Origin of the sequence: Rhodanobacter sp. Root480 (assembly GCF_001426645.1) — a bacterium.
GTDB lineage: Bacteria > Pseudomonadota > Gammaproteobacteria > Xanthomonadales > Rhodanobacteraceae > Rhodanobacter > Rhodanobacter ginsenosidimutans.
On sequence record NZ_LMEX01000002.1, the window covers coordinates 24,657 to 42,411 of the forward strand.

General features: G+C 66.0%; 14 protein-coding genes. All 14 read right to left on the reverse strand.

Annotated elements, in window-relative coordinates; genetic code table 11:
• Window position 1: 1 nt before the first annotated feature.
• Window positions 2–946, reverse strand: coding sequence for an SPFH domain-containing protein (locus tag ASD22_RS07260; protein ID WP_200946343.1), 945 nt, complete (start codon window positions 944–946; stop codon window positions 2–4).
• A 60-nt stretch (window positions 947–1,006) separates the two neighbouring features.
• Window positions 1,007–2,389, reverse strand: coding sequence for an ATP-binding protein (locus ASD22_RS07265; RefSeq protein ID WP_056081162.1), 1,383 nt, complete (start codon window positions 2,387–2,389; stop codon window positions 1,007–1,009).
• Between the two features lie 97 nt (window positions 2,390–2,486).
• Window positions 2,487–2,813, reverse strand: a complete 327-nt coding sequence (locus ASD22_RS07270) for a hypothetical protein (RefSeq protein WP_235577584.1) — start codon at window positions 2,811–2,813, stop codon at window positions 2,487–2,489.
• Between the two features lie 71 nt (window positions 2,814–2,884).
• A complete protein-coding gene (locus ASD22_RS07275; protein WP_056081169.1) occupies window positions 2,885–4,225 on the reverse strand; it encodes a sigma-54 dependent transcriptional regulator in 1,341 nt (446 codons plus the stop codon).
• A gap of 175 nt (window positions 4,226–4,400) precedes the next feature.
• The gene (locus tag ASD22_RS07280; RefSeq protein ID WP_082520177.1) at window positions 4,401–5,639 is read right to left on the reverse strand and encodes an FtsX-like permease family protein; all 1,239 of its coding nucleotides are present in this window, start codon (window positions 5,637–5,639) and stop codon (window positions 4,401–4,403) included.
• Window positions 5,640–5,649: 10 nt separating this feature from the next.
• Entirely contained in the window at window positions 5,650–6,966 is a 1,317-nt protein-coding gene (locus ASD22_RS07285; RefSeq protein WP_056081172.1) for an ABC transporter permease, read from the reverse strand.
• Window positions 6,967–7,003: 37 nt separating this feature from the next.
• On the reverse strand, window positions 7,004–8,062 hold the full coding sequence (locus ASD22_RS07290) for an alpha/beta hydrolase (protein ID WP_235577585.1): 1,059 nt from the start codon (window positions 8,060–8,062) through the stop codon (window positions 7,004–7,006).
• A 211-nt stretch (window positions 8,063–8,273) separates the two neighbouring features.
• Window positions 8,274–9,491 carry an FtsX-like permease family protein gene (locus ASD22_RS07295; RefSeq protein ID WP_056081175.1) on the reverse strand — a complete coding sequence of 406 codons (1,218 nt, stop codon included), beginning with the start codon at window positions 9,489–9,491 and terminating at the stop codon, window positions 8,274–8,276.
• An 11-nt stretch (window positions 9,492–9,502) separates the two neighbouring features.
• Window positions 9,503–10,804 carry an ABC transporter permease gene (locus ASD22_RS07300; protein ID WP_056081178.1) on the reverse strand — a complete coding sequence of 434 codons (1,302 nt, stop codon included), beginning with the start codon at window positions 10,802–10,804 and terminating at the stop codon, window positions 9,503–9,505.
• Between the two features lie 121 nt (window positions 10,805–10,925).
• Window positions 10,926–12,155, reverse strand: a complete 1,230-nt coding sequence (locus ASD22_RS07305; protein WP_056081181.1) for an FtsX-like permease family protein — start codon at window positions 12,153–12,155, stop codon at window positions 10,926–10,928.
• Window positions 12,156–12,166: 11 nt separating this feature from the next.
• On the reverse strand, window positions 12,167–13,474 hold the full coding sequence (locus tag ASD22_RS07310) for an ABC transporter permease (RefSeq protein ID WP_056081184.1): 1,308 nt from the start codon (window positions 13,472–13,474) through the stop codon (window positions 12,167–12,169).
• Between the two features lie 121 nt (window positions 13,475–13,595).
• Window positions 13,596–14,849, reverse strand: coding sequence for an ABC transporter permease (locus tag ASD22_RS07315; RefSeq protein WP_056081187.1), 1,254 nt, complete (start codon window positions 14,847–14,849; stop codon window positions 13,596–13,598).
• A gap of 199 nt (window positions 14,850–15,048) precedes the next feature.
• Window positions 15,049–16,365: an ABC transporter permease gene (locus ASD22_RS07320; RefSeq protein WP_056081190.1), complete on the reverse strand. Its 1,317-nt coding sequence runs from the start codon at window positions 16,363–16,365 to the stop codon at window positions 15,049–15,051.
• A 137-nt stretch (window positions 16,366–16,502) separates the two neighbouring features.
• Complete coding sequence (locus ASD22_RS07325) at window positions 16,503–17,735, reverse strand: FtsX-like permease family protein (protein ID WP_056081192.1); 1,233 nt, start codon at window positions 17,733–17,735, stop codon at window positions 16,503–16,505.
• Between the last annotated feature and the right edge of the window lie 20 nt (window positions 17,736–17,755).

The following is a 17,755-nucleotide window of genomic DNA, read 5'->3' on the forward strand; positions in this document are numbered from 1 at the left end:
ATCAGCGTAGCGGCGGCTGAACGACGGTTTTCTGCTGGCCCAGCGACTCCTTCGCCAGTTCCGCGATGCCCGCCAGCGAGCCGAGGATGCCGGTGGCCTCGATCGGCAGCAGCAGCATTTTCTGGTTGGGGGATTTGGCCATTTCCTTCAGCGCGTCGACGTAGTTGTTGGCGACGAAATAGTTCAGCGCGTTGACGTTGCCGCCCTCGATCGCGTCGGACACCATTGTGGTGGCCTTGGCTTCGGCCGCGGCGGTGCGCTCGCGCGCTTCGGCGGCGCGGAAGGCGGCCTCTTTCTCGCCCTCGGCGGCCAGGATCACCGACTGCTTTTCGCCCTCCGCCTTCAGGATCGCCGCCTGGCGGAAACCCTCGGCGTCGAGGATGTTGGCGCGCTTTTCGCGCTCGGCCTTCATCTGCCGCGCCATCGCGTCGATCAGGTCGCGCGGCGGCGCGATGTCCTTGATCTCGATGCGGTTGACCTTCACGCCCCACGGGTGGGTGGCCTCGTCCACCACGCGCAGCAGCTTGGCGTTGATGGCGTCGCGCTGGCTGAGGCTTTCGTCCAGATCCATCGAGCCCAGCACGGTGCGGATGTTGGTCATGATCAGCGCCAGCGTGGCCTGCTCCAGGTTGGAGACTTCATACGCCGCCTTGGACGCGTCCAGCACCTGGTAGAACACCACGCCATCCACGCCGACCACCGCGTTGTCCTTCGTGATCACGTCCTGCGAGGGCACGTCCAGCACCTGCTCCATCATGTTGATCTTGCGTCCGACCGCCTGGTAGATCGGGATCAGGAAATGCAGCCCCGGGGTCAGCGTGCGGGTGTATTTGCCGAAAGTTTCCACGGTCCATTCGTAGCCCTGCGGCACGATGCGCACCAGCTTGACGATGCCGACCACCACCAGAAAAACAATGACCAGCGCCAGCAGTTGTCCCAATCCCATGACGTAACTCCATCCCCTGAAGAAGTCCTGAGTATAGGCGAGCGTCGCGGGCCAAAGCGGTTATCTCGGCGTGGTCTGCGGCAGCACCAAGGTCACCCGCAAACCACCGCCTTCGCGGTTGGCCAGCAGCACCCGGCCGCCGTGCGCCTCGGTGATTTCGCGCGCCAGGGCCAGGCCCAGGCCGGTGCCGGCGCGCTTGGTGGAATAGAACGGCAGCAGCGCCTGCGCCAACACGGTCTCGCTCATGCCCGGGCCGCGATCGGCCACCTCGATGCGCAGGTCGCGCCCGGCCTGCGTGATGGCGAGCGACACCTCGTCCTCGTCGCCGCCGGCTTCGTGGGCGTTCTTGATCAGGTTGATCAGCACCTGCTCGACCTGCACCGCGTCGAACACGCCCGGCCGCTCCGGCGCCTCCCCCAGCAGGTGAAAGCGGCAGTGCAAGGCCAGCGCGTCGAGGAAAGGCTGCCATGCCACCGGCGCCAACCGCGGCGCGGGCAACTTGGCGAAACTGGCGTAGCCGGCGATGAAACCGTGCAGATGGTTGGCCCGCTCGCCGATGGTGGCGAACACGCCCGGCAGCCGCGCCACGTCGCCGCGGCGGGCCAGCTCCGCGCCCGAGTGCGCCAGCGAGGAAATCGGCGCCAGTGAATTGTTCAACTCATGGCTGATCACCCGGATCACCCGCTTCCAGGTCGCCACTTCCTGCCGCGACAACTCGCGCGTCATGCGGCGAAACAACTGCAAGCGGTGCGGTCGCCCCTGCAACCGGAACGCGCGCTGGGAAAGGTGGAAGGTTTCCTCCCCGCCATCCATTTCCACGCTGAGCAGGGCATCCTCGCCGCTTTCTACCGCCTGGCGCAGCGCGTCGGGGCCGGCGGCCAGCAATTGCGAGAAATCCATCCCCTGCAGGCTGCGGCCGTTGTTGAACAGGTGGCGCGAGGCGATGTTGGCGTAGGCCACGCGGCCGATCGCATCGGTCAGCACCAGCGCCACCGGCGTGTTCTGCACCACGGTGTCCAGCAACAGTTCGCGCTGCACCAGGTGCTGGCGCTGTTCGCGCAGGGTCTGGCCCAGCGCGTTGTGCATGCGGATCAATTCACCCAGTTCATCGCGCCGGTCCACGGCGATGGAGAAGCTGAAATCGCCATCGCGGTAGCTGGCCACCGCACCTTCCAGTGCGCGCAGCAAGCGGCTCACCGGCGCCATCACCACCCCGGCCAGCCAGAGCGCCAGCGGCAACAGCACGAGCAGGCTGATCAGCACGCCCCCATAGACACCCGCCGACGACGCATGCGCCGAAAACGACTCCTGGGTCTGCAGCCAGTGCAGCACCTGCGGCACGGGCCAGCGGCTGACACCGGCATAGATCAAGGCCCCCGCCACACCGGCCACGACCAGCAGGATGGTCAGCCGCATCCGCAGCGAGGTCAGCCAACGCCACATGGCGAGCTCCAGCCTGTGGGAGCGACTTCAGTCGCGATGCTTCTGCATGATCCGAAAGGCATCGCGACTGAAGTCGCTCCCACAAGAATCACACCCCTCAATGGCACTTGGCATCCATCGGCGTCTGCGCGCAATCCAGCGGCGGGCGGCCATCGGTCCACGGCAGGCCCAGGCCCAGCACCACGTTGCGGTCGTTGGGTCGCGGCGGCGGCTGGCCCACCGGGCCGCGCGGGCGATGGTCGTCGAACTCGAACGGACTGGGCGGCGGCGCGTCGAGCCGCGGCGATCCGACGCGGTAGTCGATGGCGGGCGACTCCGTTGCCGGGATCGTCCACTTTTGCGCGATGGTTGGCTGGGTCAAGGCGGCCTGGGCCACCAGCGCACCCAGCAGCAGTGCCGACAGCGGTGCCATTACGTATCGCATGACAGTTCTCCCCCGAGACAGACGGCGCCCATCTTTCTACGACCAGCGCGGCGCGGCAAGGCCATTGCATCTCAGTTTGACGACGCCAGGCCGTAGCGCTCCATGCGCCGGTACAGTGCCTGTCGCGACAGGCCCAGTTGTTGCGCTGCACGACTGACCACCCCGTCGGCCTTGTGCAACGCGCTTTCCACCACCTCGCGGCTGGGCTCGTCCAGGCTGCGCGCCACGCTGGAAACGTGCTGCGGCAGGTTGAGCAGCTCCGGTGTGATCGACCCGCCGCCCGAGAGCAATGCGGCGCGCTCGATGGCGTTTTTCAGCTCGCGCACGTTGCCCGGCCACGGGTAGCCGAGCAGCAGCTCGCGCGCCGCATCGCCCAGTTCGGCGCGGCCACCGAGGAAAAATTCGGCCAGCGGCAGGATGTCGTCGCTGCGCTCGCTCAACGGCGGCAGGTTTACCTCGATCACGTTGAGCCGGTAATACAAATCCTCGCGGAAGGTGCCGGCACGCACCATCGCCTTCAGGTCGGCATTGGTGGCGGAAAGCACGCGCACCTTCACCTGCCGCGTGCGCCCGGAACCTAGCCGCTCGTACTGGCCGGTTTCCAGCACGCGCAACAATTTCACCTGGCCGGACAACGGCAGGTTGCCGATCTCGTCCAGGAACAAGGTGCCGCCATCGGCCAGCTCGAAGCGCCCCTCGCGCGCCTTGTTGGCGCCGGTATAGGCACCGGCATCGGCGCCGAACAGCTCGGCCTCGATCAGCTCGCCGGGCAATGCACCGCAGTTCACCGCGATGAACGGGCCGCGCTTCACCGCGGAGTTCGCATGCACGATCGCGGCGATGCGCTCCTTGCCGGCACCATTGGGACCGGTGATCAGCACCGGTACGTCCGAACGGGCGATCTGGCAGGCCAGCTCCAGCGTGCGCGCCATCGCGTCGGAGGCGAACACCAGCCCGTCGAGCTGGTAGTTCTTGCGCAGCTGATCGCTGCGCTGGCGCCGCTCGCGCCGGCTGCGCGACACCTCGCGGGTGGATTCGGACAGCTCCAGCAGGTTCTCCACCGTGGCCAGCAGCTTGTTGTCGTCCCACGGCTTGGCCAGGTAATCGGCGGCGCCCGCCTTGACCAACTCCACCGCGGTTTCCAGGTGCGTCCACGCGGTCAGCAGGATCACCGGCAAATCCGGATGCCGCTCGCGGATGGCGCGAAACAGCGCCACGCCCTCCTCGCCCGAGGTGGTATCGGCGGTGAAGTTCATGTCCTGGATCACCACATCCACCTGGCCACGCGCCAGCAACGCCAGCCCCTCGTCAGGCGTGAGCGCGGTAAGCGGCTTGATCTCGTTCAACGACAACGCCAGCGACAACGCCTCGCCCACGGCCGGGTTGTCGTCGATGACAAGGACAGTTCTCATAGGCTTTCTGCACATGCGGTCATGGATGCCGCCAAGGCCGGGAAGGTTGCCATGACTTTCGGCGGACGTACGTCAATGATGCCTGCAGGAGCGACTTCAGTCGCGACGCTTTTCGGTTCGCGCAAGAGCATCGCCACTGAAGTCGCTCCCGCATGTCGGTTTTGGTGGCGTTTCATCACACCGACCTCGTCGCCACCACCGGCGGTACCGCCGAGGCGCGCAGCGCGGGGCCGAGTACGGCGAGCTGGCCCAGCAGCCACAGCGCCAGCGCGCCGATCGGCAGATAGAACAAAGGCAATCGCGACACTTCGTAATGCGTCATCAATACCGCGTTCAAGCCGAACGCCAGCGCCATGCCCAATACGATGCCGGCGCCCACGATCAGGAAATTCTCGGTCTGGAAGTAGCGCAGGATGTCGCCGCGGGTGGCGCCGATGGCGCGGCGGATGCCGATGCTGCGCGTGCGCTGCTGTACCCAGAAATTGGCCAGGCCGGCGATGCCCAGTGCGGTGACGAACAACAGGCCCAGCCCGGCGGCGACGAGCAGGCCGATCATGGTCGTGTCGCGCTGGAAGAAGCGCGCGCGCATGTCGGTGTATGGCTCCATCCGGTCGGGGTTGACCAGGCGATTGGGACTCGCCGCCAGCAGTGCCTGGCGGCCTTCGCGGAGCAGCCGCGCGCGATCCTGCGGCGCGCTGCGCAGCACGTAGGTCACGGTGCGCCCGTCGGGTTTCTGCGGCCAGACCACGCTGTAGCCGTCTACGGCTGGCGTGCGCAGATTGGGGCGCAACAGAGTGTCGACCACCCCAACCACACGGATCACCGCATCACCCAGGTACATCGACTGACCCAGCGGGTCCTTGCCGGGGTACAAGCGCTGCGCCAGTGCGCGTGTGATCACCGCCACCGCCGGTTTGTGCGCGCTGCCAACCACGTAATCGTCCGATGTGAAATCGCGTCCCGCGATCAGGCGCAGGCCGAGCGTGCCGATCAGGCCCTCGGTCCCGTCGTACATGCTCGGCTGCACGCAACTCGTACCGTCTGCCGAACGCCGCGCCATGGCCTGCTTCCTCGATGCGTCGTCAGGGCAGACCCCGTACGAATCGTCGCTCTGGCTCAACGGCAGCGACCAGCTCACCGCCGCCACCGAACGCACGCCCGACATGGCGCGCAACACGGCCAGGTCGGTGGCATGTCGGGCCTGCGCATTTTCACGCGCGGTATAGCCGGAACTATGGATCACCGACAGCTCGTTCTCGGCGATGCCGGTGGCGACACTCACGCGCTGTACTCGCTGCGCGACGAGAAAGACCACGTTGCAAACGATGGCGCAGGTGAAAGCCACCTGCAGTACCAGCAGTACGGCGGTAAGCCGGTGCCGGCGCAACGAGGAGAGGATGGGAAGGATCTGCACGGGAATCTCCTCACGACGCCTTGAGTTGCAATGCCGGCGCCACACGGCAGGCACGCCACGCGGGCAGCAGGCCGGCCAGCACACTGGCCAGCACCGCCAGCACGAACGTGCCGGCGAGCATGGAAGGATCCATCTGCGCGATTCTTGCGTAGTCATCGGGCCGGTGGCGCACGCTCCACAGGCCGAGCTGGGCTATGGCGAGCCCGAGCGTGCCGCCGGCCACGCCGATCAATGCCGATTCCACGCCCAACTGCACGAAGATGTCGCGCCGTCGCGCCCCGAGCGCACGGCGCACACTGATCTCGCCGCTGCGGCGCAGGAATTTCGCCAGCAACAGCGCCACGATGTTGACCATGCACACGAACAGGAAGCCCAGGGCCAGCCATAGCTGCAGGTGTACGTCGTTCGGCACCAGGTTCCGGTGTGCCAGCCAGTCCATCAGGCCGAACAGCGCCGCTTCCGTCGGCGGCCGCTGGAATCGACCCAGCGCCTTCTGCTGCGCCGAGTAGTTGACCAGGTAGCGGCGGTAGTCGGCGACCTGTGCCGGCGTGTCCAACTGCACCCAGAACTGCAGCCAGCTCATGGCGGCGCCACGCTTGCTCGACCCGGCCTTTTCATCGTCGCTCCAGCCGGACTCGTTCCCACTGACCGGCAGGTCCTCGTTCACGGCCACCGACAGCGGCAGGAAGAAGGTATCGATGTCACTGAACTGGGAACCGGTGCTGTCCGCGTAGAACTGGGGCGCTGGATCCCACCGGGAAACCACGCCGACCACGCGGTAGTCCAGCTCGCCGAGCCGCGCCGTGCGACCCACCACGTCGGCGCGGCCAAACAGCTTGCGCGCCAGCTCGTCCGACAGCACGACCACGTGGGCACCGGCCGCATCGTCCTCCGCGCTCCAGCCGGCACCGTACTCGAACGGCACGCCGAACAGCGCAAAGAAGTCCGCCGTGGTGTAGCGCCCTGCGGCGTAGAGCGCCTGCAATCCGGACTGGACCGGCAACGCCAGCAAGGTGCCGCCCGCCATCGCCGCCTGGCGCACGCCGCGGTGCGCGCGCAACAGGGACATCGCATCGGGCCAGGTGAGGTTGTCGGCAGGATCGGGACCGTTGCCGCCGTGCGTGTAATCCAGCGGCAGCGGATCAAGGTGCGGCGTATAGAGATGCGCGCTGCGCTCCGGCAGCGGGTCGTTGGTCATCACGTGCAACACCGTGATCATCGTCATGCTGGCCCCGATGCCCAGGCCGATCGCTAGCACCATCAGTGCGGTGAGCACCGGGTTTCGCTTCAGGCTGCGCAGCGCAAGTTCCATGTAATAAGCAAACATCCCATTCCCCTTGAATGGCTGGCGGAAGCGTGGACGATCAATCGCCGCGGGTGATTTCCGCCGGTGCCGCATCGCCGGCTTTCCGGGCAAACGGCAACGCATCCGTCACCAGGTGCATCAGGAATCGGCCCGGTTGATCCTGCATCACCATGTGCGCCGATTCCGCGAACAGCACCAGGTGCTTCGACGGCGCCTGGATGCGGTCGAACCATTGCTCGGCCAGTTCGTGCGAGGTGGTGTAGTCGTGCTGCCCGACGAACAGGATCACCGGGCAGCGGAACGCCGTCACGTTGTCGAGATTCAGGCTGAGCAGCGGCTGCAGCAGGTGATGGAGCGTGTACAGGCTGCCCTTGCCGATCGCAGCGAGCTCAGCCTGGCTGTAATCGGGCGAGAGAGCGCCGGCGTCGGTGTCGTAGGAGAAGTCCCTGCGGCCATAGGCCAGGCCGCCGTAGTAGGCCTCCCACTTGCTGCGCGTGCCAATGCGCGGGATCGTCATGGGCCCCGTGCCCGGATAGGGCATCAACGCCTCCAGCTCGCGCACGGCAGCCTGGTTGTGGTCGGCCTTAGCCTTGCGCAGGGCGAAGGCGAAGCCGATCTCCTCGTTCCTGCGAACGTTCACCACCTGGCCGACGCCGATGTAGGCGTAGAACCAATCCGGATGCCGCTGCGCCAGCCGCGTACCCAGCACGGTGCCCCAGGAATGACCGAGCAGGAAAATCTTCTGCTTGTCGTAGTGCTTGCGCAGGTATTGCACGAGTTGCGCAGCGTCATCGGTCATGCCGGCGACGGTCATGCCCGGCGACATCTGCGCTTCGGTGTTGGCCGCGTAGGTCTTGCCGGCGCCGCGCTGATCCCACTGCACGACGGTGAAGTAGTCCTCCCACGGCGACTGGAACGTGTAGCTGGTCGGCATCACCACCGACGCCGGGCCACCGTGGAGAAACAGCAGGATCGGATTGCGGCGGTCGCGCCCGCGAATCGACACCCACTGGTCGATGCCGCCGATACGCAGCTTGATGCGTTCGTCCACGCCGTTGGGTGAAACGATGCGACGGGTGTTGTCGATGATGCCGGTGATCTCGTCACGCGAAAACATTCGGGGCGTGGCACTCGATGATGCCGACACTGCCGGGGCATCTGCTGGCGCGGGCGTCGCCCACGCCGCACGCGCCATCGTGGCCACGGCGACGGTCGCCATGCAAAGAAGTGTCATGCGGAAAGTGTTCATTGAAACTCCATGTTGGAAGTGCCGGAAACAGAACCACCGATACGAGCCTTCACCGCGACATGTCCCGAGAGGCAACCCATCACACGCTGCGCGTGGCCACCACCGGCGGCACCGCTGCTGCACGCAGCGCGGGGCCGAGCACGGCAAGCTGCCCCAGCCCCCACAGCGTCAGTGCACCGATCGGCAGGTAGTGAACCGGCAGGCGTGGCAATTCGTAGTGCTGCATCAGCAACAGGTTCAGGCCGAACGCCAGCGCCATGCCCAGCACGATGCCGCCGCTGACGATCAGGAAATTCTCGATCTGGAAGTAGCGCAGGATGTCGCCGCGCGTGGCGCCGATGGCGCGGCGGATGCCGATCTGTCGACGGCGCTGCTGCACCCAGAAGCTGGCCAGGCCGACGATGCCCAGCGCGGTGACGCCGAGCAGGGTGACGATCACGCCAAGCAGCAGGTTGATCATGATGCGATCGGACTCGAAGTAGGTCGTGCGCAGGTCGCTCACGGTCTGGCTGTTTTCCTGATCCAGCACCACATCGGGGGCAATCTTCGCCACGGCGTCGCGCGCGTTGTGCAGCACGCGCGGCAGATCGTGCGGGTCGGCACGCAGCAGGTACGTGCCGGCCAGCGAGCCGCCCGGCAGCGTGGGCGTGAACACCGTCCACTCCGTTGCCTGCGTGCCCCAATCATGCGGATGCGCACGCGCCAGATGATCGACCACACCCATCACGCGGAAGTGCAGCTTGTCGCACCAGAAGTCCTTGCCCAGCGGGCTTTCCCCCGGCCAGGCGTGATCCGCCAGCGCGCGACTGACCAGCACCTGCGCATCCGGCGGCGCGAAGTTGGTGGCAGGGCGATAGTCGTCCGCCTGCGGCAGGCGGCCCTCGACCAGCTTCAGGCCCAGCGCCTGGTACGTGCCCGGGCCACCCAGCACGAAATCCACCACGCCGATCGTGTTCTTGAAACTGCCGGGGTCGTGCGAAATGCCGGCAGCGCCGGCCTGGGTCCCGAACGGCACCTGGTTGATCAGGGTGACCGACTGCATGCCAGGGATGGTGCGCAAGCCGGTCAGCATGCGTGCATTGAGGTCTGCGGCCTGGCTGGGGTCGAAGCCATTGACCGTCAGCACCGCCAGCGCGCTTTCATCGACACCGCTGTTTATCTGGATCAGCTTCCAGCGCTGCACCACCAGGAAACACGCGTTGCACAGCACGGCGCAAGCCAGCGCAATTTCCATGGCGATCAGCAGCGTGGCGAGCCGATGGCGACGCAAGGCGGCGAGTATGGGTCGAATCTGCATGGTCATCCTCCTCACAGCGCCTTGAGTTGCCAGGCGGGCACCACGCGGCTGGCGCGCAGCGCGGGTATCACCCCGGCCAGCAGGCTCGCTGCTATCGCCATGACGAAGGTGGCCAGGAACATGCCGGTGTCCAGATGCGCGAGATGGGCGTAATCCACCGGTTGCTGTCGCACCAGCCACAAGCCGGCCAGCGTCAGCAGCCAGCCGAAGAACCCGCCAAGCAGACCGATCACGCCGGCTTCCACCAGGCACTGCGCAAAGATCGCGCGACGGCTCGCGCCGAGCGCGCGGCGCACGCCGATCTCACCGCTGCGGCGCAGGAACTTCGCCAGCAACAAACCCACCGCGTTGAACAGGCAGATCGCGAGGAAAGCCGACGCCAGCCATGCCTGCAGGCGTACATCGCCAGGCACCATGCCGCGTGCGGTCAGCATCGTCATCACGTCACGCATCCGCACATGCTCCCTGCCCGTCGCAAACCGCCCCGACGCCTTCTGCTGATCCGCGTAATCGCCCACGAAGCGCGCATAGGCCGCCGCCTTCGCCGGGCTGTCCAGCTCCGCCCACAACCACACCCACACGCAATCCGCGTTCTGCAGGTGGTGCGTATCCTCCGGCACATGCCAGCAGGTGTAGGGCAGGAAATTGCCCTCGTTGATTTCCATGCTGCTGGTGAACGGCGCAAATACATCCTCCGTCTTGCTGAAGTTCTGCGGCCACGGGTCGTAGAACAGCGGCGTGGGTCGCCATGGTTTGAGCACGCCCACGATGCGCACGTCGGTGTCGCGCACTCTCAGGCTGCGGCCGACGCTGTTGGCGCCACCGAACAGCTTGTCGTTCAGATCGTGCGAGATCACCACCACGCGTGCGTGGCGAGCGTCGTCTTCCGCGCTCCAGCCGGAGCCGTACTGGAACGGCACCTGGAACATCGGGAAGAAATCCGCGGAGGTGGAAAGCAGGCCCAGCATCAGCGGTGGTCGACCGGTTTCCGCTGCGCGCACCTTCACGGAACTGCTGGTAAGGATGGCCTGGCGATCGGCGCGGTGCGCGCTCCACAGATCCACCGCCGAGCGGTAATCCATCATGGCATAAGGCTCGGCGTGGTCCGCTCTGGCAGGATTCTCGGGATCGAGCTGCGGGAAATACAGCACGCTGCTCTTGCCGGGTATCGGGTCGCCGGACAACAGGTGCACCACGGTGAGCGTCGTCATGCTCGCGCCGATACCCACGGCAATGGCCACCACCATCAGCGCGGTGAGCACCTTGTTGCGTTTGAGGCTGCGCAGCGCGAGGTTGAGGTAGTAGGTGAACACCTTCGGTGACTCCTTCGGAGGAGGGAATGGGGAATCGGGAATAGGGAATGGGAAAAGCCAGAGCGGGCCGCTGTTGCTCTACCGATTCCCTATTCCCGATTCCCCATTCCCTGCTTGTTGATCACACTGATCGCGTGGCCACTACCGGCGGCACCGCCGCCGCGCGCAATGCAGGCCCCAGCACGGCCACTTGCCCGATCAGCCACAACGCGATCGCGCCCACTGGGAAATAGACGGCCGGCAGGCGCGGCAATTCGTAATGCATCATCAAAAACAGGTTGATGCCGTAGGCCAGCACCATGCCCAGCGCTATGCCGATGGTGGCCAGCAGGAAATTTTCGGTCTGGAAGTAGACGAGGATGTTGCGCCGGGTGGCGCCCAGCGCGCGGCGCACGCCGATGGTGCGGCGGCGTTGCGCCACCCAGAAACTGGCCAGCCCCACGATGCCCAGCGCGGTGACGATCAGCAGCGCGGCAATCGCTCCCACCAGGATGCCGGCCATGGAGCGGTCGTTCTCGAAGAACTTCTCGCGCACCTCGTCATAGGTGCGCTGGGTGGTGACCACACGCCGCGGGTCGGCCTTCTTCAACGCGGCCACCGCCGCCTTCAGCACGGCATGGCGATCCTGCGGATGGGTGCGGATGAGATAGCTCTGGTCTTTCCCGGCGCCCATGAACATCGGCAGGATCATCGAATACTGCGCGGTGGCGTCGTCGTAGGCGTTGGCACGCGCCAGTTGCTCGATCACACCGACCACCCGCACGCCGATCGGCCCCAGGTAGACCATCTTGCCCAGCGCCTCGCCGCCCGGCCACAAGCGTTGCGCCATCGCCTGCGTGATCACCGTGACCGGGGCGATGACTTTCGTGTCGCCATCGGCCAGTGCCTTGAGCACGACGTCCGAGTCGAGCACTTCTTCGGGACGCAGGTAGCGCCCCGCCAGCAGGCGCAGGCCCATCGTGGGGCCCAGGTCCACGCCGAAATAGGTGCCGGCGTTGAGGGTCGGCTGGCGCTGCGTGGGCTCGAGCATGATGTTGGCGTTCGATGACGACGCGCCCAGCGGTACCTGGTTCACCAGCGTCGCGGCCTGCACGCCAGGCACCTGCCGGATGACGGCCAGATCCTCCCGCGCCCGCGCGTAGATATCCGGCAAGGGCGCCACTTCGGCCACCTGTATCTGCACCAGGGCGTGCTCGTCGATGCCGGTGGACATCTGCATGTGCTGCAGGCGGTGGTTGATCATGAACACCGCGTTGCAGACGATCGCGCAGGTCAGCGCGATTTCCAGTATCAGCAACCATGCGGTGGTCTTGTGCCGTCGCAGTGTGGAGAGAATCGGTCGCAGTTCCATCCGTGTCGTCCTCAATTGCTCTTGAGCTGCAGGGCGGGCGGCACCTGGCAGGCGCGCCAGGCGGGCAGCATGCCGGCGACCAGGGTGGAACCCAGCGCCAGTGCAAAGGTGACCAGCAACATGCTGCCGTCCAGATGCGCCAGCGCGGCATAGCTGGACGGGCGCTGCCGCACCGCCCACAACCCCAGGCCCGCCAACAGCAGACCGCCCACGCCACCGACGATGCCCACCACGCCCGACTCCACCAGCAACTGCGCGAACAGCGAACGTTTGGACGCCCCCAGCGCGCGACGCACGCCGAGGTCGGCGGCGCGACGCATGAACTTGGCCAGCATCAAGCCGATCGTGTTGACCAGGCACACCAGCAGGAAGCCGAATGCCAACCCGGTCTGCAGGCGCACGTCGTCCGGCACCACTTTTTCGTGGGCCAGCCACTGCATCACGTTGCGCAGGCGCACGTTCGGCGGCCTCACGAAGCGTCCCAGCGCTTTCTGCTCCTGCGAGTAATGCACCAGGAACTGCTCGTAGGCGGCAACCTTCGCCGCGCTGTCCAGCTGCACCCAGAACTGCAACCACACGCAGCTTTCGCCGGGGTAGATCCGGCCCACACCACCGGCGCCCTTGCCCCAGCAGTCGTTGGAACCGTGGCGCTCCAGCTTCAAACCCATGGCCGTCTGCAACGGCACGAACACCTGCTCGGTACGGCCGAACGAGCCGGTATTGAGATCGTAGAAATGCGGATTGGGCGCCCAGTCGTCGAGCACGCCCACGATGCGGAAACGGGTGTCGGCGATGCGCAGCGTGCGGCCCACGCTGTCGGCGCCACCGAAGAGGCGGCCGTTGAGCTCGCCATTGATCACCACGTCGCGTGCCCTGGTCTCGTCGTCGAAGGCATTCCAGCCGCGGCCATAGCGAAACGGCGCGCCGAACATAGGGAAGAAATCGGCGGTAGTGAAACGCGCCTCCACGTAGAACGGATCGACCACCGCGGAATCGGACTGCACCGGCACGTAACCGCCGGTCATCAACGCCTGTCGATCGGCCCGCTTGGCATGCAGCAGGTTGAGCCCGTCGATCAGGGTGACCTGCTCCGGCGGCTCCTCGCCCGGCATCTGGCCACTGTCGTCGCGCGGATCGATCTGCGGGTAGTACAAGGTATCGCTGCGCCCGGGCAACGGATCGCCCGACAACACGTGCAGCACCGTAAGCGTGGTCATGCTGGCACCGATGCCCAGCGCGATCGCCAGCACCATCAGCACGGTAAGCGCCTTGTTGCGCCTGAGGCTGCGCAGGGCCAGGTCGAGGTAGTAACCGAACACCTTCGGTGTCTCCTTTGGAGATGGGAATGGGGAATCGGGAATCGGGAATGGGAAAAGCCAGGGCGGGCCGCTGTTGCTCTACCGATTCCCCATTCCCCATTCCCCATTCCCTGCTTGTCGATCACACCGCCCGCGTCGCCACCACCGGCGGCACGTTCGACGCGCGCCGCGCCGGCACAAACACCGCGGCCTGGCCAATCGCCAGCATTGCCAGCACGCCCGTGAGCACGTACAGGACAGGGATGCGGGTCATCTCGTAGTGGCTCATCAGCCACTGGTTGAGCCCCACCGCCAGCAGCACGCCGATCACCACGCCGGTGCCGGCGATCAGCAGGTTCTCGATCTGGAAGTAATGCAGGATGTCGATCTTGCGTGCGCCCAGCGCGCGCCGCACGCCGATCTGCCGGTGCCGCTGGCCAACCCAGAAACTGGTAAGCCCCACGATGCCGGCGGCGGTGACGCACAGCAGGATCAGGCACACCACGCCCATCAGGATCGCCATGCCAAGATCGGCGCGATACGCCTTGTCGCGGATCTCGCCGAACGAGCGCACGCTGTCGTCGTCCAGCACACGCATCGGGTTGACCTTGTACAGCGCCGGCATCACCGCGCGCATCACGTCGTCCAGCCGACCCGGCTTGGTGCGCACCGCGTAGCGGGCGAAGTTCGCGTTCAGACGCGCGGGTATCAGGGTGGAGTTCCACGCCACCTCGTCGCCGCCACCGGCATACGGCACCTGCATGCGCTCGACCACACCGATCACGGTGACCGGCTTGTTGCCGCCGTTGAGGTAAACGGCCTTGCCCACGGCGCCATCCGGGAACAATTTGTCGGCAAGCGCCTTGGTCAGGATCGCGATGTCCGGATCACGCTGGTCGCGGAATCCCTGGTGCACCACGTCGCCGGCATTGAACGCGCGTCCGGCGACCAGCCGCACACCGAGCGTGGGCAATACCTGCTCGTCGCTGAAGTAATACGTGGTGCGGGTAACGCTTTTGCCGCGGAATTGCGTATCCCCGGGCTTGGTGGCGATGGCGCCGTTCCACGACGAGTCGAGCAGCGGCATCGAATTGATCGGCGCCACCGACACCACATCGGGCAGTTGGCGCAGCGCGGCAAGATCTTCGAGCTGCATGGCATCGAGCTTGTCCACGCCACCGGGCACGTCCTCGCCGGGCGCGCCCACCCACTGCTGGGTGACCAGGAACAGGTTGCTCTCGTCCAGCCCGGTCGGGCGGTTCACCCGTTCGATGCGCTGGCCGATGATGAACACCGCATTGCAGACGATCGCCAGGGTCAGCGCGATCTGCATAGCGATCAGCACGACGCCGGCCTTGTGCTTGCGCAATGCGGCGAGGATGGGATGGAGTGTCATCGTTGTGGTTCCTTGCGCGGACCGGGTGGAGTGCGTCGACCTTGCTGTTTGCTCGTCACCCCAGCGAAAGCTGGGGCCCAGTGGCTTTCGCCCATCGAGGGAAGGCGCTGGATGACCAGCATTCGCTGTTGAAAAGCGCCTCCAGCTTTCGCTGGAATGACGAGCCGGGAGATGACGGGAAAATTCACGGCATCCCTCCTCAGTTGGACTTCAGTTGCCACGCCGGCTGCACGCGCGACGCACGGAAGGTGGGGTAAAGCCCGGCCAGCAGGGTCGCCGATACGGCCACCAGCAGCGTGATCACCAGCAGTGAAAGGTCGAGCCGGGCCAGGTCGGAAATGCTCTTGGGCAGCACCAGGCCCACGCTGGCCACACCCACGCCGGTCAGCAGCAGGCCCAGCACGCCGCCGGCCGCGCCGACCATGCCCGCCTCGGTGAGAAACTGCAGGTAGATCGCCTTGCGCGGCGCACCCAGCGCGCGGCGCACGCCGATCTCGCCGCTGCGGCGCAGGAACTTGGCCAGCAGCAGGCCCACGGTGTTCACCAGGCACACCAGCAACAGGCACAGCGCCACCAGCAGCGACACCTTGGTATCGCGCGGCACCACCTGCTGCTGTTCCAGATAGTCCGGCAGGTTGCGCAGGCGGTTGTTGGGCGCCCAGCCGAAACGGCCGGCCTTCTGCTGGTTTTTCGCATAGGCGTCCAGGTACTGGCGATACGCGCTGACCGCCGCCGCATCGTCCAGCTCGGCCATGTAGGCGATCCACACGCATTCCGAATGCTGCAGGCCCACGAAGCCCGACTCCTTCGGCGTGGCGTTGCAGTTGGTGTTGCCGTTGTTGGGCAGGCCCACCGAGATCGCGCGCTCGAACGGCAGGAAGACGTCCTCCACGTTCTCGCTGAAACCGCCCGTGTTGGTCACGTCGTAGAAGCGTGGCTGCGGGTTCCAGTGATCGAGCACGCCGACCACGCGGTAATCGCGGCCTTCGATGTTCACCGTGCGGCCCACGCTGTCGACGTTGCCGAACAGCTTCTCGTTGAGCTTGCTGCTGATCACCGCCACCGCGGCGCGCTGCGCATCGTCCTGCGCGCTCCAGCCGTTGCCGTAGAGGAACGGCACGTCCAGCATCGGGAAGAACTCGCTGTACACCGCATGGCCGGTGACGTTGAGCGGATGCTTGCCGGCCTGCGTGGGCACCACCGAGGGAGAGATCTGATACATCGCCGATTGCCGCTTGGCGCGGTGGTCGCGCATCAGCGTGGTGGCGTCCAGATAGCTCATGGCGCTGGGTGGCTCGCCATCGGTATCGCGATCCTTCGGACCCCAGTTGTCGATCTGGGGCACGAACAACTGCGCCGACTTCCACGGGATCGGGTCACCCGAAACCGCGCGAAACACCGAGTACGTCGTCATCGACGCGGCCACGCCGAAGCCGATCGCCAGCACCATCAGTGCGGTGAGGCCGGGGCTTCGCCTGAGGCTGCGCAGCGCCAGTTCGAGGTAGTAGGCAAACATTCCATTCACTCCGTTGTTTGTCTCCTCCCCCTGCAAAGCAGGGGGAGGTTGGGAGGGGGTGCTCTTTGAGCTATCCCGCGAAAAGCAAAAGCACCCCACCCCAGCCCTCCCCTGCATGCAGGGGAGGGAGTAGAAACTCACACACTCCGCGTTGCCTCCACCGGCGATACGTGCGAAGCACGCAACGCCGGCGCCAGCACCGCACCCTGGCCGAGCACCAACAACGCCACCACGCCGGCCGCCACGTAAGCCAGCGACAGCCGCGCCATTTCGAACTGGCTGACCATCCACACGTTGATACCGATCGCCAGCACCGCGCCGACCATCACCCCGCCGATGCCGATCAACAGGTTTTCAGTAAGGAAATAGTTGAGGATGTCGCGGCGCGTGGCGCCCAGCGCGCGGCGCACGCCGATCTGCTTGCGCCGCTGGCCGACCCAGAAACTGGTGAGGCCCACGATGCCCGCGGCGGTGATCGCCAGCAGCACCGCGCTGATGATGGCCATCAGGATCGCCATGCCGCGGTCGGGCCCGTAGGCGCGTTGGCGCACCTGGGCGAAGGTCATCACGCCGTCCTTGTGGTCGATGATGCGCATGCGGCTTTGCGCGAACAGCGCCTTGGGCGCATCTCGCATCGCGGCATCGAGCTGGCCCGGTCGCGCACGCACCAGGTAGTAGGTGTAGTCGTTCAACAGCTGCGCCGGCACCAGCACCGCGTTGTACGCATAGGGGCCGGCCCAGCTCCCGGTCATGTGCGCCTGCAGCGTGTCGGTGATGCCGATGACGGTCGATGGCGTGCGCCCCATCGTCACATAGATGGTCTTGCCCAGCGCGGAGCCGTCGGGATAGAGCCGGTGCGCCAGGTCCTTGCTGATGATCACCTGCGCCGCATGCATCGCATCGCGCGGCTGCTGCGCGCCAGCCTCGCTGGCGGTGAAATTGCGTCCGGCGATCAGGCGCGTGCCCAGCGTGGCCAGGGCGTGTTCATCGGAGAAAAATATCGCCGAGTCGGTGGTCATCTTCACCTGGTCGGGCTGCAGTTTGATGAAGTTGTCCCAGCCGCTGCCAAGCAGTGGAAAACTGTTGATCGGCGCGGCATCCTGCACGCTGCCGAGCTGGCGCAGGGCGATCAGGTCGGCCCGCATCTGCGCATCGATGCGCTGCGGGTCGGACTTGTCGGCCCAGTCGCTGCGGATCACGAACAGGTTGGTTTCATCCACGCCGCTGGGGCGCGCCATGCGCTCGATGCGCTGCTGGATGATGAACAGCGCGTTGCACACGATCGCCAGGGTCAGCGCGATCTGCAGCGCGATCAGCACGGTGCCGGCCTTGTGGTGGCGCATCGCCGCGAGGATGGGTTTGATCTGCATGATTAGAGCCTGCCCCATGC